Here is a 22,209-nt window from a genome sequence, read left to right as displayed (position 1 = left end):
ATCTCAGTCGCCGGGCGTCCAGCCCGTCGACTCGGCCCACGCCCACGCCCGCTGGTAGCCCAGATCGAACCAAGGGGCGAGGGCTTCGGTGTAGGCCGTCACCGCGTCGTCCTCGTGCAGGTTCTCGGCGGCCGTCGCCACCGCGGACTGCTTGACCGCTACGAAGTCCGCGCGAGCATCCTCGTCAGCGTTCAGCCAGTCCCGCAGGAGCAACGCGAACTGCTGCCCGGGCCACCCCTCGACACGCAGGCTGATGTGCACGGGCCGACCGGGATCCGCACCGCCGTGTGTCCGCTTGTCCCACAGACCCGGATCGCCCTCGCCACCGACCCCGTATGCCGGCCTGGGTGAATCGCGGTTCTCGTCGGCGAGGCGCGGGAACCCGGCTGCCGCGAGCGGATCGGCGAGCGCGTCGGCGGCCGCCAGGTCCTTCACTGTGATCTGGATGTCGATCAGGTCGCGCGAATCGAGACCGGCCACGGCAGTGGACCCGACGTGATCGACCCGGACGGCGTGGTCTCCGCACACCAGACGTAAACGCTCGACGAGTCGGCGCCCCTGGGCGGCCCACTCGGGATTCGACGGGCGCACGATCGGCGGCACCGACACCGCCGTCCCCGCCCGCAGGTTCGCCTCGAAGGGCAGCAAGCGGTCCTCGAACAGAGCTCGGGCCTGTTCCCGAATCAACTCGGGAGCACCGCTGTTGTCGAGGAGGACGTCGGCCGCAGCACGGCGCTGCTCGTCGGACGCCTGCGCCGCGATCCGCGCACGCGCGTCCGCCTCCGGCATCCCCCGCAGCTCGACGAGCCGTCGGACCCGCTCCTCCTGGTCGACGTACACGACGACTACCAGGTTGAACGCAGCGCCCATTCGCCCCTCCACCAGGAGGGGGATGTCCTGTACGACGATTCCGTCGGCGGGCGCGCCGTCGACGAGTTCCGCGGTGCGCGCACCGATGCGGGGATGGAGAATCGAGTTCAGCAGCAGCCGCGAGTCGTCGCTGCCGAACGCCTCCTCCGCCAACGCCGGCCGGTTCAGCGAACCGTCGTCGTGGAGGATCCCAAGTCCGAACGCGTCGACCAGAGCCGCGAGGCCCGGGGTGCCGGGTTCTACAACTTCTCGCGCGATCAGATCGGCGTCGACGATCACTGCCCCCAACTCCGCGAGGACCTTCGACACGGTCGACTTGCCGGCTCCGATGCCTCCCGTGAGGCCCACTCTCAACACGTCGACCAGTCTCTCACCAAACACGCCGAAGATCATCTATGCGCCAAATGACGGGGTTCTTCGACCTGGTCAGATACCCTTTCGGTGACCGTCCGACAGCCGATTCGAGATTCGAGTAGGAGAAGCGCATGCCCAGCAATCCCACCCGTCCCGGTCGGCACCGTCTCGGCATGGAGAGCGGCATTCACGTCATCCTCATACCCGAGGTCGCGTCGGCACTTGCCGAGCATCGACGCAACTGGTTCACCAGTATGTTGAGCCCCGCCCGCCACAGCTTCGCGAGCATCAAGAAGCGAACGGCGACCATGCCCACCCGTTGGGTGCCAGCCGCAGCGAACTGACCGCACGCACGACACACGATGGCCCGATCCCACAAGGGATCGGGCCATCGTCGTATCCGCACCCGGGAATCTGCGGGAACGAACAGAAGACCCCGGCCCTGGATGAACAGGGCCGGGGTCTTCCGGTAGATCAGACCTGAATGCTCAGGCCACTGCTATCAGGCGTTGCCCGACAGCTTCTCACGCAGAGCAGCGAGCTGCGCATCGCTGGCCAGCGAGCCACCAGCGGACTCGGAGGGTGCAGCAGCATCCTCGTCGTCGGAGCCCGACTCGGAGGAGTAGTTGGTGCCCGAAGCGCCGGCCGCAGCCTCAGCAGCCTCGTCGGCAGCCATCTTCTCCATCTGAGCGGTGTGCATCTTGTGGCGACGCTCAGCCTCGGCGTAGCGGCCTTCCCACTCTTCACGCTGCTTGTCGAAGCCCTCGAGCCATTCGTTGGTCTCGGGATCGAAGCCCTCGGGGAAGATGTAGTTGCCCTGATCGTCGTACGAGTCGGCCATGCCGTACTTGGACGGATCGAACTCGGCGTTGTAGTCCTCGTTGGCCTGCTTCAGCGACAGCGAGATGCGGCGACGCTCGAGGTCGATGTCGATGACCTTGACGAGCGCATCGTCGCCGACGCCGACAACCTGGTCCGGAACCTCCACGTGGCGCTCGGCCAGCTCGGAGATGTGGACGAGGCCTTCGATTCCCTCTTCGACACGCACGAACGCACCGAACGGAACCAGCTTGGTGACCTTGCCGGGCACGATCTGGCCGATGGCGTGGGTGCGGGCGAACTGACGCCACGGATCTTCCTGGGTCGCCTTCAGCGACAGGGAGACGCGCTCGCGGTCCAGATCGACGTCGAGAACCTCGACGGTGACCTCGTTGCCGACCTCGACAACCTCGGACGGGTGATCGATGTGCTTCCAGGACAGCTCGGAGACGTGAACCAGGCCGTCGACGCCACCCAGGTCCACGAAGGCACCGAAGTTGACGATGGAGGACACGACGCCCTTGCGGACCTGGCCCTTCTGGAGCTGGTGCAGGAACTCGCTGCGGACCTCGGACTGGGTCTGCTCGAGCCATGCGCGACGCGACAGGACCACGTTGTTGCGGTTCTTGTCGAGCTCGATGATCTTGGCCTCGATCTCCTTGCCGACGTACGGCTGGAGGTCGCGGACGCGGCGCATCTCGACGAGCGAAGCGGGAAGGAAGCCACGGAGACCGATGTCGAGGATGAGGCCACCCTTGACGACCTCGATGACGGTGCCCTTGACGGCCTCGTCCTTCTCCTTGAGCTCCTCGATGGTGCCCCAGGCGCGCTCGTACTGAGCACGCTTCTTCGACAGGATCAGTCGACCTTCCTTGTCCTCCTTGGTGAGGACCAGGGCTTCGACCGCATCGCCCACGGAGACGACCTCATTGGGGTCGACATCGTGCTTGATGGAGAGCTCACGGGAAGGGATGACGCCTTCGGTCTTGTAACCGATGTCGAGAAGGACCTCGTCGCGGTCGACCTTGACGATGGTGCCTTCGACGATGTCGCCATCGTTGAAGTACTTGATCGTGGCGTCGATGGCGGCGAGGAAGTCCTCGGCGGAGCCGATGTCGTTGACGGCTACCTGCGGCGAGGTCACGGTGTTGGAGGGCATATGTTGAGTTGCTCCGGACGGGTTGTTAGTCGGTTGACGGTGTTTGTCAGACAGGCGGATCGGAGTGCCGTAAGTTCCGACGCAAATGCCGGATCCGACCGATCTTCCGGTCCACCACGAGATCTCTCGGACGACCCTGCCGACCCAAACTGCAGCCGGCGGCGAATCGCACCGAAGACACTCGCGAGCAACAGGGTACGCGACCTCCGGCTAGCTGGGCAAACTCCGGCGTCACCGACGCGTCCGACGCCGACGACGGGCGGGCACGAGGCGTTCCGTCCCCGGCATCTAGGCTTGATCTCCATGTCCGACGATCGTCATGCCGCCGCCATCTCCACGCTCGGAACCAGCGGGGTTGCCCGCGCCCGGATCGGTTCGGCCGCGAGCGAACGGGCCAGTCGCGCGTGGTGGGACGCCGATGCCGACGACTACCACCGCACCCACGGCGAGTTCCTGGGCGTCGAGTCGAGCGCCGGCGAGTTCGTGTGGTGCCCCGAGGGGCTGCACGAGGGCGATGTGCATCTCCTCGGTGACGTCGCAGGTAAGCGCATCCTCGAGGTCGGCTGCGGTTCGGCGCCGTGCGCGCGATGGCTCGCATCGCAGGGCGCCGACGTCGTCGGCCTCGATCTGTCGATGGGAATGCTGGCCCGCGGCGTGTCTGCGATGGACCAGGCCGGTGGGCGGATTCCCCTCGTCCAGGCCGGCGCCGAGGCGCTGCCGTTCGCGGACGAGAGCTTCGACCTCGCATGTTCGGCCTTCGGGGCGGTTCCGTTCGTCGCGGATTCCGCACAGGTCATGGCCGAGGTCGCGCGAGTGTTGCGGCCGGGCGGACTGTGGGTGTTCGCGGTCAATCACCCGATCCGGTGGATCTTCCCCGACGATCCCGGACCGCGTGGTCTCACCGCGACGCTCCCCTACTTCGACCGCACGCCGTACGTCGAGGTCGACGACGAAGGCGTCCCGACCTATGTCGAGCACCACCGAACGATCGGGGACCGCGTCCGCGAAGCCGTCGGTGCCGGCCTCGAGGTTCGCGACATCATCGAACCCGAATGGCCCGAATGGCTCGACCGAGAGTGGGGCCAATGGAGTCCGCTGCGCGGCCAACTGTTCCCCGGCACGGCGATCTTCGTGACCCGCAAGCCGGCCTGACTCCCGCGACTGCGGTCACAGCAGTTTGGACAGGAAGGCCTTGGTGCGGTCGTGCCGGGGGTTGGCAAGCAGTTCCCGCGGCTCCCCCGCCTCCACCACGACCCCGCCGTCCATGAACACGAGCCGGTCGGCGACCTCGCGTGCGAAACCCATCTCGTGGGTGACGACGACCATCGTCATGCCGTCCTGCGCAAGTTCCTTCATGACGCCGAGAACCTCCCCCACCAGCTCGGGGTCGAGAGCCGACGTCGGCTCGTCGAACAGCATCAGTTTGGGCTCCATGGCGAGGGCGCGGGCGATCGCCACCCGCTGCTGCTGACCGCCGGACAGCTGCACGGGGTAGGCGTCGGCCTTCGACGAGAGGCCCACCCGGTCGAGCAGTTCCCGCGCCTGAGCGACGGCCTTCGCACGCGGCACCTTCTTCACCAGCACCGGCGCCTCGACAATGTTTTCGAGGACGGAGCGGTGCGGGAACAGGTTGAAGTGCTGGAACACCATGCCGATGTCGCGACGCTGCCGTGCGGCCGCGCGCGGGCTCAGTTCATGCAGCTTGCCGCCGCGTTCCGAGTAGCCGACGAGCTCGCCGTCGACGTACAGCCGGCCGGCGTCCACGCGCTCGAGGTGGTTGATGCAACGCAGGAAGGTGGACTTGCCGGATCCGGATGGTCCGATCAGGCACAGCACCTGACCGCGTTCGATCTCGAGAGAGATGCCCCGGAGCACCTGAAGCTCGCCGTAGTGCTTGCACACGCGGTCCGCGCGAACCATCGGGGTCGTCATGCTCCGCCCCCTTCGTCACGGCGCTGGGCCTTCGCGAGGACCTGGAGCTGTCCGGCGGTGAAGGTCCGCGAGGAGCCCTTCGAGTAGTGCCGCTCGATGTAGTACTGGCCGACCATCAGGATGCTCGTGATCGCGAGGTACCACGTGGAGGCCACCAGGAGGAGCGGCACCGGATAGAAGTTGGCGCCGGAGATGTCCCGCGCACGCCCGTACAGCTCGAGGCTGTACGGCACGGCCGCGACGAGCGAGGTGGTCTTGAGCATGCTGATGAGCTCGTTGCCGGTGGGCGGAATGATGACGCGCATCGCCTGCGGCAGGACGGTGCGGCGCATGGTCTGAGCCCACGACATGCCGAGCGCGGTCGACGCCTCGGTCTGTCCCTCGCTCACCGAGCCCACCCCCGCCCGAACGATCTCGGCCATGTACGCCGCTTCGTTGAGCGCCAGTCCGATGACCGCGAAGAGGAACCCCGCCTCCAGGGTCTTGATGTCGAGGTGCACGAACTGGGGTCCGAACGGGATCCCCAGGTCGATCGTCTGGTAGATAGCCGGGAACAAGCCCCAGAACACCAACTGCACGTACACGGGTGTTCCGCGGAAAACCCAGAGGTAGACCCACGCCGCCGCTCTCAACACGGGGTTGGGTGACAAGCGCATGACGGCGAGGATCACGCCGAGCACGATCGCGATCGCCATGGCCAGCACCGTGAGCTGGATCGTCTTCCACGCGGCGGCGGTGATCCGCTTGTCGAACAGGTACTGGCCGTAGACGTCCCAGTGGAAGGCGCCGTTGGTGGCGGCGCCATAGACGAAGAGCGCGAACAGCGCCAGTACGACCACCGCCGCGACCCAACGGCCGGGGTGCCGCAACGGGACAGCCTCGATCGGCTCCGGCTCGGAGTCCGCCACGACGTCCGGTGGCCGGCTCTCGTTGGCTGGCATGACTGTTCCCTCTCCCATTTTCAGTTCGTCGCGCCGTTGACGACCGATGTGTCGATCATCCCCGCCTCGACGCCCCACGCTTCTGCAATCGCGCGATACTGGCCGCCGTCGATCAGGTACTGCACTGCCTGCTGCAGCACCGGCGCCAGCGGCGAGCCCTTCGCCACGACCCATCCGTACGGGCTCGCGTCGTAGACGCCGCCGGCAGGCACGATGCGCCCGTCGCTCCGTTTGATTGCGTAGGAGGTGACGGGCGAGTCCGCCGACAGGGCGTCCACACGGCCCAGGATGAGCGCGTTGGCGACATCGTCCTGGCTGTCGTACTTGATCTTCCGGATCGGTGGTTTCCCGGCCGCGACGCACGCCGCGCTCTTCGCCGGCACCTCGTCGATATCCTCGATCGTCGTGGTCTGGACACCCACACGGAGCCCACACGCGTCGTCCGGGTCGATATCGTCGCCTGCACGCTGCGCCCACTGCACACCGGCGCTGTAATAGGTCACGAAGTCGACGCTCTTCTCCCGTTCGAGTGTGTCGGTGAACGATGACATCCCGACGTCGAGCGTCCCGGCCTGCACAGCCGGGATGATCTTGTCGAAGTCGGTCTGTTTGAGGTCGAGGGTCAATCCGAGGACGGCGCCCACGGCTTCCATCAGGTCGACGTCGAATCCCACGATCGCGCCCGTCTCGTCCTTGAACTCGTTGGGCGCGTACGGCGGATTGGTGCCGATCCGGAGTTCGCCGGAGTCGGCGATCGCCGGGGGCAACTGGTCGGCGATCGCAGCGACGCGCTGGACGTCGATCTCCGGCAGCACCGGCACCAGACCCTCTTCGTTCGTGACGCATCCCACGGCGCCGAACGCGACGACGGATGCCACGACGGCAGCGGTCACGCGACTTGCGAATCGAGCGAACACGGGCGCCTCGAACCTCCGTTTCCCGACCGTCGAACCCGGGACACACTACTGCCTGGGGCGCACGGAAATCGAATTGCTCACCGGCGATGGACCCGGGCGATCACCGTCTCCGTGAACTCGCTCGTCGACGCGAGTCCTCCAAGGTCGGCCGTCGCGACTCCCGCCTCGACGGTCCGTTCGATCGCGCTGCGGATCCTGGCCGATACGGCGGCCAGTCGCGGATCGTGACCGGTGGACGCCAACCAGTCGAGGAGCATTGCCGCCGACGACATCAGGGCCATCGGATTCGCCCGGTTCCTCCCGGAGATGTCCGGGGCAGCACCGTGCGCGGCCTGCGCCATCACCTTCGACTCGGAGGCGTTGATCGACGCCGCCGTGCCGAGGGAACCGGCCAGCTCCGCGGCCAGGTCGGACAGAATGTCGCCGAACATGTTCTCCGTGACGATGACGTCGTAGTCGTCGCCGCGCCGCACCAGATACGCGGCCATCGCGTCGACGTGCTCGTCGTCGAGTCGGACGTCCGGATAGTGCTCGCCCACCTCACGACACACGTCGCGGAACAGACCGGTGGTCGTGGAGAGCACATTCGCCTTGTGCACCACCGTGACCCGTTTGCGGCGACGCCGCGCGAGCCCGAAGGCCGTGTGCGCAATGCGTTCACATGCCTGCCGTGTCACCACCCCGACCGCCATCGCCACGTCGGGCGTCGGCATGAATTCACCACTGCCCGCGAACATGTTGCGGTCGGCGTAGAACCCCTCCGTGTTCTCCCGGACGATCACGAGGTCCATGTGCGGCGACACTGCGCGCACCGACGGCAGAGCCCGCGCCGGCCGGATGTTGGCGTAGAGATCGAAGCGCTTACGGATCGCCCCGCCCGGGGTCAACTGCATCTGGAACGGGTCGGGGTAGGAGGCGCTGTCGTGCGGCCCGAGAATCCACGCGTCGAGTTCGGCCAGTGCGACGAGGGTGCTCTCGGGCATCGGCGTCCCGTGCGACGCGATCGCGTCGAACCCGATCGGCAGTGGCACCCAGTCCACATCGGGCAGGCCGACGGCCGACATCGCGGCGTCGACGACGTCCCGGGTCGCCGGGACGATCTCACGGCCGATGCCGTCGCCCTGCAACAAACCGAGACGCGGATTCGGCAATTCTTCTGCACTGGCGATCCCCACCCGACAATCATTACTCACGATGGTCCAGTCCGTGGAGTTGCTGCTCGACCGCGATATCGACATGGCGGTGCGCGCCGAATGGCGACGGCTCTCGGCCGCGCGCCTACCCAGTCAGGATCGAATCACTGCGGAGTCGAACCGACCGCACATCACGATGGGCGTCGCGAGCCACATCCCGGACGACGTAGAGGATGCCCTGGTACGGGAACTCCCATCGGCGCCGCTCCCGATCCGCCTCGGCGGCGTGGTGGTCTTCGGCGGCCGCCGACTGACCTTGGCGCGCCTGGTGGTCCCGACGACCGAGCTCCTCACCCTGCAACGGATCGTCTACGAACTGATCGCGGACTGCGAGGGCGTGCCCCCGCACGTCGTGCCCGGCGAATGGACCCCCCACGTCACGCTGTCGCGGCGCATCCAGTCGACAGACCTGGGCACGGCGGTGATGGTCACCCGTGCGGGCAGCCGCGACGTCGTCGGAATGTCGGACGGGGTTCGGAGGTGGAACTCCGACGAGAAGCGAGAGTGGCGGATCACACGCCACCCCTGACCAGCGACGATCGGCTACGGGCACCGACGCCCGTCCGGGACGGGCCTGCGTCGCGCACGGATACGGAAGAATTCCGGCGGTGGAAGCGTTGAACCGGCCAACCCCCGGACATCCGACGACGACTTCCCGGAAAGGACCCATTGTGGCCACCCAGACCCTGACTCAGCAGAACTTCAAGCAGATCATCGACGACAACGGCATCGTTCTCGTCGACTTCTGGGCCTCGTGGTGCGGCCCGTGCAAGTCGTTCGCGCCGACCTTCGAGGCTTCCTCGGAGAAGCACCCCGACATCGTCCATGCCAAGGTCGACACCGAGGCCGAGCAGGAGTTCGCTGCCGGCGCCGGTATCCGGTCGATCCCGACCATCATGGCGTTCCGCGACGGCGTCCTCGTGTTCAACCAGGCCGGCGCTCTGCCCCCGGCGGCCCTCGAGGACCTGGTCACCCAGATCAAGGCGCTCGACATGGACGAGGTCCGCAAGGAGATCGCGGCACAGACGGGCAACTGACCGCTCTCGCCTCAGCTCCTGGGACGCCGACCGGCGCACGAATCAGTGCGCCGCGGCGTCCCAGCTGCGTCCGGTGCCGACCGACACTTCGAGGGGCACCGACAACTCGATGGCCGAGGCCATCTTCTCCCGCACCAACTGCTCCACCTGATCGCGTTCACTCGCTGCGACCTCGAGGACGAGTTCGTCGTGGACCTGCAGCAGCATTCGCGACCGCAGCCCGGCGTCCTGCAGCGAACGCTGCACGTCGATCATCGCGACCTTGATGATGTCGGCGGCCGTGCCCTGGATCGGCGCGTTGAGCGCGGCACGCTCGGCGACCTCCCGGCGCTGCCGGTTGTCACTGGTGAGGTCCGGCAGGTAGCGGCGACGCCCGAACAGGGTCTCGGTGTAGCCGACCTTGCGCGCCTGCTCGACGACCTCGTGCAGGTAGTCGCGGACGCCGCCGAAACGTGCGAAGTACGCGTCCATCTGCTGGCGCGCCTCATCGGTGGAGATCTTCAACTGCGCTGCAAGACCGAAAGCACTGAGCCCGTAGGCAAGTCCGTACGACATCGCCTTCACCCGGCGCCGCAGTTCCGGTGTCACCTCGTCCATCGGCACGCCGAAGGCACGCGATCCGACGAAGCTGTGCAGGTCCTCGCCCGTGTTGAACGCCTCGATCAGACCCTCGTCGCCCGACAGGTGCGCCATGATTCGCATCTCGATCTGGCTGTAGTCGGCGGTCAGCAGAGTCTCGAAGCCCTCGCCGACGACGAACCCGTCGCGGATCTGACGTCCGGCGTCCGTGCGGACCGGAATGTTCTGCAGATTCGGCTCGGTCGACGACAGACGGCCGGTCGCGGCCACCGTCTGGTTGAACGTGGTGTGGATGCGGCCGTCCTCGGCGACCGTCTTGAGCAGACCGTCGACGGTGACCTTGAGACGCGTCGCGTCGCGGTGCGCGAGCAGGTGCTCGAGGAACGGATGTTGCGTCTTCTCGAACAACGACTGCAGGGCATCGGCGTCGGTGGTGTAGCCGGTCTTGGTCTTCTTGGTCTTGGGCATCTCGAGCTCGTCGAAGAGCACCACCTGCAACTGCTTGGGCGAGCCCAGATTGATCTGCTTGCCGATCACCGCGTACGCGGCGTCGGCGGCCTCCGCGACGCGCGCGGCGAACGTGGACTGCAGGTCGTGGAGGTGCGCGGTGTCGACCGCGATGCCGGTCGCCTCGAGCTGGGCAAGCACCTCGAGCAGCGGCAACTCCATGTCGGAGAGCAGCCTTGTCGCCTCGATGTCGGCGAGTTCCGTGTCGAGCGCGGCAGCGAGGTCGACGACGGCGCGGGCGCGCAGAATCTCCGCCTCGGCCATTTCGGCGTCGGCCGCCTCTTCGTCGTCCAGCAGCGAAAGCTGCTGCTGCCCCGACTCTTCGACGCGTAGTTCGCGCTTGAGGTAGCGCAGCGACAGGTCGTCGAGGTTGAAGGTTCGCTGACCCGGACGCACCAGGTACGCAGCGAGCGCGGTGTCACTTGTCAGTCCGGCGAGGGTCCAGCCGCGCCCCCACAGGGCATGCATCGCGCGCTTTGCCTCGTGCAGAGCCTTGGGCCGGCTCGCGTCGGCGAGCCACGCCGTCAGTGCCGCCTCGTCCTCGGGCGTGGCCGCGGTGGTGGAGATATAGGCGCCTTCGCCGTCGGCCGCCGCGATCGCGACGGCCGTGACGTCGCCGCCGTACGGGGTCGTGATTCCTACGACGGACAGCCCGTGCCGTTCCCCGGTCGACGCATGCTCGGCGAGCCAGCCGGCCACCTCACCAGGCGCCAGCGCACGGCCGCGGACCTCGAAACCTTCCTCCGCCTCCGGTTCGGCCGAGCTGAGCGTGGCGAACAGGCGGTCACGCAGCACCTTGAACTCGAGGTCGTCGAACAGTGCGTGGATGCGCTCGCGGTCCCACGGTGCGAGCGCCAGCTGATCGGGCGTGTACGGCAACGCGACATCGCGCACCATCTCGGTGAGCTGACGATTGAGAACGACCGCGGGCAGATTCGCCCGCAGCGACTCACCCACCTTGCCCTTCACCTTGTCGACCTCGTTCACCAAGTTCTCGAACGAGCCGTACTCGCGAATCCACTTGGCGGCGGTCTTCTCTCCGACGCCGGGGATGCCGGGCAGGTTGTCACTCGGGTCGCCACGCAGCGCGGCGTAATCCGGGTACTGCTGCGGGGTGAGCCCGTACTTCTCCTCGACGGCCTCGGGCGTGAATCGCGTGAGGTCGGAGACGCCCTTGCGGGGGTAGAGCACGGTGACGTCGTCGGTGACCAACTGCAGCGAGTCGCGATCGCCCGTCACGACCAGCACGCGGTAGCCCAACGCGGTGGCCTGCGTGGTGATCGTCGCGATGACGTCGTCGGCCTCGAAGCCGTCGATCGCCATCACCGGGATGCCCATGGCCCCGAGCACGTCCTTGGTGATCTCCACCTGCCCCTTGAACTCGTCCGGGGTCTTACTGCGGTTGGCCTTGTACTCCGGGAAGGCTTCGGCGCGGAACGTCTGACGCGAGACGTCGAATGCGGCCGCGACGTGCGTCGGCTTCTCGTCCCGCAGCAGGTTGATCAGCATCGAGGTGAAGCCGTACACGGCATTGGTGGCCTGCCCGCTCTGCGTCTTGAAGTTCTCGGCCGGCAGCGCGAAGAACGCGCGGTAGGCCAGAGAGTGTCCGTCGAGGAGCAGAAGCGTCGGCCGGTCCGAACCGGACGCGTCGGCAGTAGCAGGAGTCGTGGACGAGGACGTGGTTGCGGGGCTCACGGTTGACCAGTCTAGGGACGGGCGCCGACACCCACGTCGCACGTCCCCGCGCGTCGCCTGCCGGAACGAGTCGCCGCCCGGTCAGGCGGGTGAGCCACCGCCACCGAGCGTGTCGAGGACCACCTCGGCGACTGCCTTCATCGTCGTCCGGCGATCCATCGCGGCCCGCTGGATCCACTTGAAGGCCTCGGGCTCGGACAGGTTCTGCGACTGCATCAGTACGCCCTTGGCACGTTCGATGAGCTTGCGCGTCTCGAGCCGTTCGGACAGATTCGCAACCTCCCGCTCGAGTAACGAGATCTCGTCGAACCTGCTCGCCGCCAATTCCACTGCGGGCACCAGATCCGATTTCGAGAACGGCTTGACGATGTACGCCATCGCGCCGGCGTCCCGCGCGCGCTCGACCAGTTCGCGCTGACTGAACGCGGTGAGGATCACCACCGGAGCGATGCGCTTGGCAGCGATCTCCGACGCGGCGTCGATGCCGTCGCGCCGCGGCATCTTCACGTCCATGATCACCAGGTCCGGGCGGAGTTCTTCCGCCAACTCGACGGCGCGCTGTCCGTCACCGGCCTCACCGACGACGTCGTAGCCCTCCTCGCGGAGCATCTCGACCAGGTCGAGCCTGATCAGCGCCTCGTCCTCCGCCACCACCACACGCCGCGGCCGTCGTTCGGTGCCCTGCGTGGCGGGAGCGTTCATAGTCAGCTGTCTCCTCGGAGTCGGCGCCCGCCGATCGGGGCGCGAACGCTTCGAGGGTACCGGTGGTTTGACTGTGCTCCGTGATCTTCTAGAGTAGGAACCCGCAGCAAGCCCTCGTATCCCAATTGGCAGAGGAAACGGATTCAAAACCCGTGCAGTGTGAGTTCGAGTCTCACCGAGGGCACCACGACACATCACCGCGATCCCGCTATTGAACCCACCGAACTGCTGCAACCAAGGGCTGCGGTCGTCCCGATTCCGGTTCACGCGGTTTCCCTACGAAAAAGGCCCCGAGATCTCGCGATCTCGAGGCCTTCTCGGTCTCCCCTACCAAAAGGAGCAATACCCAGAGTGCCACAACTCCGCGAGTGCGCCCAGTGCCTCGGGGAGTGAAACTGATGGTGAAATCGTTCGACGACGCCGAGGCGGAACTTTCCGAATCCCGCGCGTAGGCGCCGCGACCCCGGCCTTTCCCGGCGGCGCAAGGTGATGACGAACGAGATTCGAATCGTCCGAGTGATCGATGCAACACCGGCGAGGGCGTGGGTCGTCACCCCGTCGCAGGCCTCGCGGTAGGGCCGCTTCGCGTCGCGGTCACCGCGGTGTCGGAACGAGATGCTTGTGGTGGGACAGAATCAATCGTTGGCAGGCAGCGGAACCCGACTCGAATCCGAAATACTCACGCACGCAGAAGATCCAGTCGTGCCGGGCATTCGGATTGTTTCGCGTCAGGCAGCATCCGCGAGCGAGTCGAGGATCGCGCGGTAGTGGAGATGCGCCATGAAGTGGCCGCCCGACCCGATGTTCAACGTCGACTTGGGGATTCGAATCGCCAGTTCGGCAGGCCACTCGCGCGGGATGAGCCGATCCGAGTCTCCCCACCACACGTCGACGGGCACCTGCAGATCCTCCGGATCGAACCCCCACGGCCGCATCCACGCGCGGTAGTCCTCGACGACGCCCGCCGGGTTCCGCAGACCCTCATCGGTCATCGCCGAGAACGCCTTCAGTTCGTTGTTGACCACCTCGGCATCGGCGGGCGCGAGGGAGCGGGCCGAGATCCGCGCGAACTGCCTGGGCATCGCACGCGCCAGCACCGACAGCCCCCGGAAGGACGCCCCGGCCAGCGCCGGACAGCCCTCGGACATCCGCGTGAAGAAGCGGTCCATCCGCGGCAGCCGCGCGAACGTTCCAGCCTCAGTCAGCGGCAGCGCGCCGGCGACGATCGCCACGCGACTGATCCGAGAGGCGAGCGCGTACCCGAGCGCGGCCGCGTACTGACCGCCCATCGACCATCCCAGGACACCCATGCGTTCCACGCCGAGGTGATCGGCCAGTTCCTCGACGTCCGCCGCCCAGTCGAGCACCGTCCGTCCCGGGCTGGGGTCGGACAAACCGATTCCCGGGCGATCCGGCGAGATGAGTCGGATCCCGGCAGCTTCGGCAACGGGGGCGGCGGCCCGGATATCGAGGCGACACGACAGCCCACCATGGGCATTGACCACGACGAAGCCATCTGCGGGACCGTAGTCGGCGAATCCCATCGACCGACCATCTCGCAAACTGATCACCCGATCTTCGGGCCTGACAGTCACTCTGGGCACAGCGCACCTCCGACGAGTCGCCATCACGATAACGGTCGGTCGCCCGACAATGACGGACTTCGCCACCAGGAATTGACGCGTGTTTCGAAACGCGGACCGGTCCGCCGAATGATCGCGTTCGCCCAGGTCCTCACGGGTGGTCCGTTTCGGCCGTTTGGTCGTTTTCGGTACGGCCGCACGTCCGCGACCCGGTCCCACTGGACGGACGTTCATTCGGTCGGCAGTCGCCTCTCCGGGACTGGAACCGGCAGCGCCGTCCGGTGGATGGGACCACACATCGGGAATCAGTTAACTCATGCCATACTGCAACCCGTTCCGTTGCCGGTCACCGTCTCGACCGGCCGTTCAGGCTCGACAAGCAGATGAGGTTTGCATGAGCGACACCGCCACACCGGCCGTCGAAGGCTGGTTCACCACCGGGCCGGAGCCGGCCCTGATCGGCACCAAGTGCCGGTCCTGCGGCACGATTTCGTTCCCGCGGGAGACCACCTTCTGCAAGAACCCGGCGTGTTCCGGTGAAGAGTACGACGACGTCGAGCTGTCTCGCTTCGGCAAGGTGTGGTCGTACACCGACGCGCAGTACAAGCCGCCGGCTCCGTACATCGCGAACACCGATCCCTATGTTCCGTTCGCGCTCGCAGCGGTCGAGCTGCCCGAGGGCCTCGTCGTGCTCGGACAGGTCGCCGACGGTTTCGGCGTCGCGGACCTCAAGGTGGGCAACCCGGTCGAGCTGGTCATCGAGACCCTCTACACGGACGAGACGGGCGACCGCAGCATCTGGCGTTGGAAGCCGTCCGCGGCAGCAGAGAACGGGGCACAGGCATGAGCAACAACGACGTGGCCGTTCTCGGTGTCGGCATGCACGCGTGGGGCAAGTGGGGCCACTCGTTCGTCAAGTACGGCGTGGCAGCAGCCCGCGCCGCCCTCGCAGATTCCGGTATCGACTGGACGGACGTCGACCTGGTCGTCGGCGGCGAGACGATTCGCAACGGATATGGCGGCTACGTGGCCGGCGCCACGTTCGCTCAGGCGCTCGGATGGAACGGCGCCCGCGTCGCGACGTCGTATGCCGCGTGCGCGACGGGTGCACAGGCCCTGGACACCGCCCGCGCTCGTATCCTCGCCGGCCTGTCGGACGTCGCACTGGTCGTCGGCGCCGACACCACCCCGAAGGGCTTTCTCGCTCCGGTCGCCGGTGAGCGCTGGGACGATCCGGACTGGCTGCGTTTCCGCCTGATGGGCATGACGAACCCGGCGTACTTCGCGCTCAACGCTCGTCGCCGCATCGACCTCTACGGAGCGACGCCCGAGGACTTCGCCGCGGTCAAGGTGAAGAACGCCAAGCACGGCCTGAACAACCCGAACGCGCGCTACCGCAAGGAAGTTGCCGCCGCGGACGTGCTCGCGTCGCCGATGGTCGCGGATCCGCTGCACCTGCTCGACATCTGCGCCACGTCGGACGGCGGCGCCGCCATCATCCTGACCTCCATGGAGTACGCCCGCAAGAAGGGCATCGTGGATCCCGTTCGGATCAAGGCGATTTCGACGGTCACGCCCACGTTCCCGCAGACGATCATGGACATGCCGAACTTCTCCACCGAGTCGGCGTCCGCGGTGCCCGCACCGGAGCGCACGTTCAAGGAGTCGATCGGCGACGCAGCCTACGAAGAGGCCGGCATCTCCCCCGAGGACGTCGACGTCGCCGAGGTCTACGACCTTGCGACCTCGGTCGAGCTCGACTGGATGGAGGACCTGAGCCTGTGCAAGCGCGGCGAGGCCGAGCATCTGCTGCGCGCGGGTGACACCACCATCGGCGGCCGCATCCCGGTCAACCCGTCCGGTGGGCTGGCCTGCTTCGGCGAGGCCGTTCCCGCCCAGGCACTCGCGCAGGTCTGCGAGCTCACCTGGCAGCTGCGCGGACAGGCCGAGGGCCGTCAGGTCGAGGGTGCCCGCGTCGGTATCACCGCCAACCAGGGCCTGTTCGGCCACGGCTCATCGGTCATCGTCTCCGCCTGATCCGATCGGTACGTCGCACGAAGCGCTCCCCATCCACATGGATGGGGAGCGTTTCGCACTTTCGGAACCGATTCGCATTCGGAACCGTTTGCACACCAGTATGTTCGACGACATGACGGGCCCGATCATCCTCGACGAGTATGTTCGACCGCATCTGCGATCGTCCGCGCTCGTGGTGATCGACGTGCAGAACGACTTCCTCGACGACGGAACGATGCCGGTGCCGGGAACGACCGGAATACTCCCGAGGCTGACAATGCTCGTGGAGGCGTTCCGCCGAGCACACCGGCCGATCGTGCACGTCGTCCGGATCTACGACGGTGACGACGTGGACCTCGTGCGCCGCACCACGATTACCCGTGACGACGCACCGATTGTCCGCCCGGGCACCGTCGGGTCGCAGATTTCACGTGGACTCCTGCCGGCGGCAGCAGAGCACCTCGACCCGAAACTGCTCCTCGACGGCGGGTTCCAAGCGGTCGGCGACGCGGAGGCAGTGATGTGGAAGCCCCGCTGGAGCGCGTTCCACCGGACGCGCCTGGACGCGCACCTCATCGACCTCGGCGTCGACACCGTCGTCGTCGCGGGCTGCAATCTGCCGAACTGTCCCCACGCAACACTGTTCGACGCGAGCGCACGGGACTATCGCACCGTCCTCGTCACCGACGCGACTTCACAGGTGACCCCGGAGCGGCTCTCGAACGTCCGCGCGATCGGTGTCGCACCGCTGACCGTCGAAGATCTCGTCGCCGGCCTGACTTTCACCGTGTGACCTGCTGTTTTGCTCCCCTCGCGTCGCTTGCCCACTTCGTTACCGCCGCGCGCTATCGGATCACGAGGGCGTTTCGCGCCACTGTGAAATGTGATGTAGCTCACTAGGGTCGAGTGACCCTGGTCACTTTCTGAACCGGAATTCACCGTCGCCTCGACACCCAGTTTCGGACGCTCACCAGGGAAGAGCGCGAAGATCTCGCCCCGAACACGGACAGGCGTACCAGAAAACCAACTCGTGACGCCGGCGGCAGTCCGTCCTAGCGTCGACAACGGCTCGACCCGAAAGAGCCCACCGCCGATCCGCTTTCACCGTCGCTCTGCCCGCCGGATCGGACACGAAGACCTTCCAGGGCAGACGTGAGGGATCGCACCATCGGCGCCCTCGTTGCGGCGCCATTCGAGACCTCACCATCAGTACGGAGAGGACACCATCGATGCCGAAAACCATCACACGCCTCCTCGGCGGCCTCGCCGCCTCCACGGCAGCCGTCGCAGCACCGCTCGTCGTGAGCGTCAGCCCTGCACATGCCGCATCCGGCGACTGGGACGCCGTGGCACAGTGCGAGAGCGGCGGTAACTGGGCCGCGAACACCGGCAACGGCTACTACGGCGGACTGCAGTTCAGCGCCGACACCTGGGGCGCGCACGGCGGTTCCGGCCTGCCACACAACAACTCGCGCAGCGAGCAGATCCGGGTCGCCGAGGAGGTTCTGTCCACGTCCGGCCCGGGCGCGTGGCCGTCCTGCGGGCAGCTCCTCTGACCCCCTCAGGCAACCCGTGAATGAAGCGATCCTTCATGCGCTCTCCGCGCGTGAAGGATCGCTTCAGCGCGCGGGAGAGTTCAGCTCACCGCCACCGCCGAGAGCCGCCACGGCCCGTCGCCGAGCAGTTCGAGTTGGCGTGTGTGGTGCTGGTCGACGGTGCTCCGATGGCTCACGCTGAACAGGATGCACTCGGGAACACGCTCTCGGATCAGTTGGTAGAGAGAGTATTCGAGGCCTTCGTCGACAGCTGACGTGGCCTCGTCCAGGAAAACGGCCTGCGGTCGGATCAGGATGATGCGGGCGAACGCGATCCGTTGCTGCTCGCCCGGGGACAGGATTTTGGCCCAGTCTGCACGCTCGTCGAATCGTCCGACGAGGTTGCCCAGGTGGACGTCGCGCAGCGCGTCGCGTATCCGGTCGTCACTCAGATCCTCCGCACGCGCCGGGTACGCGACCGCGCTCCGCAGATCACCCAACGGCAGGTACGGCAACTGGGACAGGAACAACGCGTCCTGCCCCACCGGCCGCGACACCGAACCGTCGGCGAAGGGCCACATCTCGGCCAGGCTGCGCAACAGAGTCGTCTTGCCGCTCCCGGACGATCCCTTGACCAGCAAGGCGTCACCGGCCTGGAGTTGCAGATCGAGTTCGTCGATGAGCAATCTGCCGTCTGGGGTCCGGACGGAGATGCTGTCGAGTTCCACCACGCGGTCCCGGCCCCGTGTCCGGATCGACGGCAACCGCCGCGAGCGTTCGTCCGCGTCGATCAGGCCGTCGAGTCGGATCAGGCTGGCGCGGTAGACCGCGAACACGTCGTACGACTGCCGGAAGAACGAGAGCGCGTCCGACACCTGACCGAAGGCCTGCGCGCTCTGGGTGATGTCGCCGAGCGTGATTGTGCCGGCGAAGAACCTGGGCGCCTGGATCACGATCGGGAACACGACGGCGACCTGACTGACGCCGAGATTGAAGCCGTTGAACTTGAGTGTCCGGAAGACGATCTGCCACGCATTGGTGACGACCGCCGCGAAACGTCCGAGCAGTCCGCGCTTCTCGACGTCCTCACCACGGTAGAAAGCGACGTTCTCGGCGCTGTCGCGCAATCGCACGAGCGCATAGCGGAAGTTGGCGGTCAGTCGTTCCTTCAGAAAGCTCAGGCTGATCAGTGGACGGCCGATCCAGAAGGCGATCGCCGTGGCGGCGAGAATGTAGACGTAGACAAGGACCACCATCGCTCTGGGGATCTCGACGCCGAACACGTTCATCGGTCCCGACAGATCCCAGAGGATCCCGGTGAACGACACCACCGAGACCACCGCGCTGACCAGTCCCATCGACAGCGTCTGTGACGTCGTCGCCACCTCGGTGATGTCGGACTCGATGCGTTGGTCCGGGTTGTCGATCGAACCGTCGATGAAGCGGCCCCGGTAGTAGGCGCGCCCGTCCAGCCAGTCCGTCGTGACGCGATCAGTGAGCCACGCACGCCACAGGATCTCGAGGGCCTGGCCGACGTACTGCGCCAGAAGCGCCCGCACCACGTGCACAGTCGCGAGCGCCGCGAACACCACGATGGAGCGCCAGAACATCGATTTGGCGTCGTCGAGCGCTGCGGCGTCGCCGGCCTGGATCGACTGAGCCACCAGTTGCAGCGAGGTGTACATCTCGTTGCTCTGATAGGACAGCAAGACCAGGATCCGCACGCCGAGGATCGTCAGGAACAGCAGCACGACGACCAGCGACCACGGGCGCCAACTGTCACGCGTCGAGAAGTACCGCCCGGTGATCCGCCAGAACTGTCTGCCCCAGTTGGTGCGCCGCGCCAACAGGGCACCGACCGCGAGGAAACAGACCAGCGCGATCAGGAAGGCTCTCGACGTCCACAGCAGACTGGCCACGGCCTCGTGGCTCCAGTCGATCGGTTCGTCTCGCATGTGGCTCCCCCATCACAGATGGCGTGCCGTGATCAGAGAACCAGAATTCTAATCGCCGCGGTGGTGCCGCGGACGGTCATCTCAGCGCCGGGCCGGAAAATGCCGAATGACGCCTTCCTGCACGACCGTTGCGATCAACTGACCGTCACGAGTGAAGAACCGGCCGGTTGCCAGACCTCGCGATCCCGCTGCCACGGGCGATTCGGTTGCATACAGCGCCCATTCGTCGAACCGGAACGGACGGTGGAACCAGATCGAATGGTTGACTGTCGCCGCGACGATCCGGTCGAGACCCCACGACAACCCATGGGTGGTGAGGACCGAGTCCAGGACGGTGGTGTCCGACGAGTAGGCGAGCGCCGCGCTGTGCACCCACGAATCGTCGGGCAGACCGCCGTCGGCGCGCATCCAGACCCGGTTGTGGTTCAGGCGCTCGCCGGCATCCTTGAGGACCCACGTGGGGTCGTTCGCGTAGCGCATCTCGAACGGCTTGAGGGCGTCGACGAACATCCGCAGGCGGTCCTCGTAACCGACGAGATGATCACCGATCGTCGGCAGTTCCTCGGGTCCGTCGACATCGGGGATTGCGACGGCGTGCTCGAGCCCGGAACCCCAGTCCTGGAATGCCGCGAACATCGAGAAGAGGACGTTCCCGTCCTGGTATGCGGTCACCTGGCGATTCGCGAACGCCCGGCCGTCCCGGTGCCGGTCGACGCGGTACTCGATCGGGAGTTTCACGTCACCGCCGCGGATGAAGTGGGCGTTGACGGCGTGAACCGGACGGTCGCCGTCGACCGTCCGGCCCGCCGCCACCAATGCCTGCGCCACCAACTGTCCGCCGAATGTTCGGCTGCCGACCTGCGCGGGATGCCGACCGAGGTAGGTGTCCTCCCCGATCTGCTCCAGATCGAAGAGCCCCAGCAGGGTCTCCAGATCGGCCGATCGCGCCGGACGCAGCGCCGCCCCCACCTCGTTCACGTGCGGTCCCCTCGCTAGTGGTCTTCCTCCCCGATCCGGTGCACGTGGATCAGGTTGGTCGAGCCTACTGTGCCGGGCGGGGAGCCGGCGACGATGACGACGAGGTCGCCCTTGTTGTAACGGGCGAGCGAGAGCAGTGCGTGGTCGACCTGCGTGAACATCTGGTCCGTCGAGGCCACCGGGTCCACGATGAACGTCTCGGTGCCCCACGACAGTGCCAACTGGCGGCGCACCGATTCGAGAGGCGTGAAAGCCAGCAGCGGCAGCGGCGAGTGCAGTCGCGCGAGTCGGCGGACGGTGTCGCCGGACTGCGTGAACGCCACCAGCGCCTTCGCGTCCAGACGCTCACCGATGTCGCGGGCGCCGTACGAGATGACGCCGCGCTTGGTGCGCGGGACGTGCGTGAGCGGCGGGACACGTGCCGGATCCGTCTCGACGGCCTCGAGGATTCGCGCCATCGTCTGCACGGTCTCCATCACGTACTTGCCGACCGACGTCTCACCGGAGAGCATCACGGCGTCGGCGCCGTCGAGCACCGCATTCGCGACGTCCGATGCCTCGGCGCGCGTGGGACGGGAGTTCTCGATCATCGACTCGAGCATCTGCGTCGCGACGATCACCGGCTTGGCATTCTCGCGGGCGATCTGGATGGCCCGCTTCTGTACGAGCGGCACCTGCTCGAGCGGCAGTTCCACTCCCAGGTCGCCGCGCGCGACCATGACCGCGTCGAACGCCAGGACCACGGCCTCGAGGTTTTCGATCGCTTCGGGCTTCTCGAGCTTCGCGATCACCGGCACGCGGCGACCGACGCGGTCCATCACGTCGTGAACGAGTTCGACGTCCGCGGGCGAGCGCACAAAGGACAGCGCGATGAAGTCGACGCCCAGTCGGAGCGCGAACTCGAGATCTTCGATGTCCTTCTCGGACATCGCGGGCACCGACACGTTCATGCCGGGCAGCGACACACCCTTGTTGTTGCTGACCGGGCCACCCTCGGTGACACGGCACACCACGTCGTCGCCGTCGACGGCCTCGACGACCACGCCGATCTTGCCGTCGTCGACGAGCAGGCGGTCGCCGGGCTTCGCGTCCTGCGCCAACTGCTTGTAGGTGGTCGAGACCCGATCGTGGGTTCCCTCACAGTCCTCGACCGTGATCCGGACCTGCTCGCCGGTCGCCCAGTACGTCTTGCCCTCGACGAAACGACCGAGGCGGATCTTCGGTCCCTGCAGGTCGGCGAGGATGCCCACCGCGCGACCGGTCGCCTCGGAGGCGGCCCGCACACGGTTGTAGTTGTCCTCGTGATCAGCGTGTTCGCCGTGACTGAAGTTGAGTCTGGCTACGTCCATCCCGCTCTCGACGAGCTCGCGGACACGGTCGCCGCTTGCGGTAGCAGGGCCAAGAGTGCAGACAATCTTCGTGCGTCGGGTCACGGGG

The 22,209-nt window shown here is 66.6% G+C and carries 20 protein-coding genes and 1 tRNA gene; 9 read left to right on the top strand and 12 right to left on the bottom strand.

What is annotated here, in order from left to right; translation table 11 throughout:
• Window positions 1-3: 3 nt before the first annotated feature.
• Entirely contained in the window at window positions 4-1,227 is a 1,224-nt protein-coding gene (gene coaE, locus C8K36_RS07145; protein ID WP_181319459.1) for a dephospho-CoA kinase, read from the bottom strand.
• Window positions 1,228-1,355: 128 nt separating this feature from the next.
• Here coaE and C8K36_RS07140 point away from each other — a divergent pair, with 128 nt between their 5' ends.
• Window positions 1,356-1,568 carry a hypothetical protein gene (locus C8K36_RS07140; protein WP_107983620.1) on the top strand — a complete coding sequence of 71 codons (213 nt, stop codon included), beginning with the start codon at window positions 1,356-1,358 and terminating at the stop codon, window positions 1,566-1,568.
• 158 nt (window positions 1,569-1,726) lie between these two features.
• Here the strand turns inward: C8K36_RS07140 and rpsA are convergent, their stop codons facing one another.
• Window positions 1,727-3,202 (bottom strand): 30S ribosomal protein S1, encoded by a 1,476-nt coding sequence (gene rpsA / locus C8K36_RS07135; RefSeq protein WP_107983619.1) that lies wholly within the window; start codon window positions 3,200-3,202, stop codon window positions 1,727-1,729.
• Window positions 3,203-3,505: 303 nt separating this feature from the next.
• On the opposite strand from rpsA, the gene C8K36_RS07130 reads away from it, so the two are divergent.
• Window positions 3,506-4,354 (top strand): class I SAM-dependent methyltransferase, encoded by an 849-nt coding sequence (locus C8K36_RS07130; RefSeq protein WP_107983618.1) that lies wholly within the window; start codon window positions 3,506-3,508, stop codon window positions 4,352-4,354.
• A gap of 15 nt (window positions 4,355-4,369) precedes the next feature.
• Here the strand turns inward: C8K36_RS07130 and C8K36_RS07125 are convergent, their stop codons facing one another.
• From C8K36_RS07125 to C8K36_RS07110, 4 genes are all read right to left on the bottom strand, one after another.
• The gene (locus tag C8K36_RS07125; protein WP_107983617.1) at window positions 4,370-5,134 is read right to left on the bottom strand and encodes an amino acid ABC transporter ATP-binding protein; all 765 of its coding nucleotides are present in this window, start codon (window positions 5,132-5,134) and stop codon (window positions 4,370-4,372) included.
• Window positions 5,131-6,075: an amino acid ABC transporter permease gene (locus C8K36_RS07120; protein ID WP_107983829.1), complete on the bottom strand. Its 945-nt coding sequence runs from the start codon at window positions 6,073-6,075 to the stop codon at window positions 5,131-5,133. Before C8K36_RS07120 ends, C8K36_RS07125 begins: the two co-directional genes overlap by 4 nt.
• 20 nt (window positions 6,076-6,095) lie before the next feature.
• Window positions 6,096-6,992 (bottom strand): ABC transporter substrate-binding protein, encoded by an 897-nt coding sequence (locus C8K36_RS07115; RefSeq protein ID WP_107983616.1) that lies wholly within the window; start codon window positions 6,990-6,992, stop codon window positions 6,096-6,098.
• A gap of 77 nt (window positions 6,993-7,069) precedes the next feature.
• Window positions 7,070-8,143: an isocitrate/isopropylmalate family dehydrogenase gene (locus C8K36_RS07110; protein ID WP_107983828.1), complete on the bottom strand. Its 1,074-nt coding sequence runs from the start codon at window positions 8,141-8,143 to the stop codon at window positions 7,070-7,072.
• 43 nt (window positions 8,144-8,186) lie between these two features.
• Between C8K36_RS07110 and C8K36_RS07105 the strand changes: the two genes are divergently transcribed.
• A complete protein-coding gene (locus C8K36_RS07105; RefSeq protein ID WP_107983615.1) occupies window positions 8,187-8,714 on the top strand; it encodes a 2'-5' RNA ligase family protein in 528 nt (175 codons plus the stop codon).
• 142 nt (window positions 8,715-8,856) lie between these two features.
• Window positions 8,857-9,222 (top strand): thioredoxin, encoded by a 366-nt coding sequence (gene trxA, locus C8K36_RS07100; RefSeq protein WP_107983614.1) that lies wholly within the window; start codon window positions 8,857-8,859, stop codon window positions 9,220-9,222.
• Window positions 9,223-9,264: 42 nt separating this feature from the next.
• On the opposite strand, the gene polA is transcribed toward trxA, so the two are convergent.
• Window positions 9,265-12,003, bottom strand: coding sequence for a DNA polymerase I (gene polA / locus C8K36_RS07095; RefSeq protein ID WP_107983613.1), 2,739 nt, complete (start codon window positions 12,001-12,003; stop codon window positions 9,265-9,267).
• Between the two features lie 81 nt (window positions 12,004-12,084).
• Window positions 12,085-12,705, bottom strand: coding sequence for an ANTAR domain-containing response regulator (locus C8K36_RS07090; protein WP_107983612.1), 621 nt, complete (start codon window positions 12,703-12,705; stop codon window positions 12,085-12,087).
• A gap of 110 nt (window positions 12,706-12,815) precedes the next feature.
• On the opposite strand from C8K36_RS07090, the gene C8K36_RS07085 reads away from it, so the two are divergent.
• A tRNA-Leu gene (locus tag C8K36_RS07085) sits at window positions 12,816-12,892 on the top strand.
• Between the two features lie 541 nt (window positions 12,893-13,433).
• Here the strand turns inward: C8K36_RS07085 and C8K36_RS07080 are convergent.
• A complete protein-coding gene (locus C8K36_RS07080; protein WP_181319405.1) occupies window positions 13,434-14,333 on the bottom strand; it encodes an alpha/beta fold hydrolase in 900 nt (299 codons plus the stop codon).
• Between the two features lie 349 nt (window positions 14,334-14,682).
• On the opposite strand from C8K36_RS07080, the gene C8K36_RS07075 reads away from it, so the two are divergent.
• From C8K36_RS07075 to C8K36_RS07060, 4 genes are all read left to right on the top strand, one after another.
• Entirely contained in the window at window positions 14,683-15,135 is a 453-nt protein-coding gene (locus C8K36_RS07075) for a Zn-ribbon domain-containing OB-fold protein (protein ID WP_107983610.1), read from the top strand.
• On the top strand, window positions 15,132-16,325 hold the full coding sequence (locus C8K36_RS07070; RefSeq protein ID WP_107983609.1) for a lipid-transfer protein: 1,194 nt from the start codon (window positions 15,132-15,134) through the stop codon (window positions 16,323-16,325). The genes C8K36_RS07075 and C8K36_RS07070 overlap by 4 nt, the downstream gene beginning before the upstream one ends.
• A 112-nt stretch (window positions 16,326-16,437) precedes the next feature.
• Window positions 16,438-17,097, top strand: coding sequence for an isochorismatase family cysteine hydrolase (locus C8K36_RS07065; RefSeq protein WP_107983827.1), 660 nt, complete (start codon window positions 16,438-16,440; stop codon window positions 17,095-17,097).
• 436 nt (window positions 17,098-17,533) lie between these two features.
• On the top strand, window positions 17,534-17,860 hold the full coding sequence (locus C8K36_RS07060) for a transglycosylase family protein (protein ID WP_107983608.1): 327 nt from the start codon (window positions 17,534-17,536) through the stop codon (window positions 17,858-17,860).
• An 80-nt stretch (window positions 17,861-17,940) separates the two neighbouring features.
• On the opposite strand, the gene C8K36_RS07055 is transcribed toward C8K36_RS07060, so the two are convergent.
• From C8K36_RS07055 to pyk, 3 genes are all read right to left on the bottom strand, one after another.
• Window positions 17,941-19,794, bottom strand: a complete 1,854-nt coding sequence (locus C8K36_RS07055) for an ABC transporter ATP-binding protein/permease (protein ID WP_107983607.1) — start codon at window positions 19,792-19,794, stop codon at window positions 17,941-17,943.
• 81 nt (window positions 19,795-19,875) lie between these two features.
• The gene (locus tag C8K36_RS07050) at window positions 19,876-20,772 is read right to left on the bottom strand and encodes an acyl-CoA thioesterase (RefSeq protein ID WP_107983606.1); all 897 of its coding nucleotides are present in this window, start codon (window positions 20,770-20,772) and stop codon (window positions 19,876-19,878) included.
• A gap of 14 nt (window positions 20,773-20,786) precedes the next feature.
• Window positions 20,787-22,205, bottom strand: a complete 1,419-nt coding sequence (gene pyk, locus C8K36_RS07045) for a pyruvate kinase (protein ID WP_107983605.1) — start codon at window positions 22,203-22,205, stop codon at window positions 20,787-20,789.
• Window positions 22,206-22,209: the final 4 nt, after the last annotated feature.

This window comes from Rhodococcus sp. OK519 (assembly GCF_003051005.1).
Classification (GTDB): domain Bacteria; phylum Actinomycetota; class Actinomycetes; order Mycobacteriales; family Mycobacteriaceae; genus Prescottella.
The sequence above is the reverse complement of the archived record's forward strand: the minus strand, read 5'-3'. Positions and strand labels throughout refer to the sequence as shown.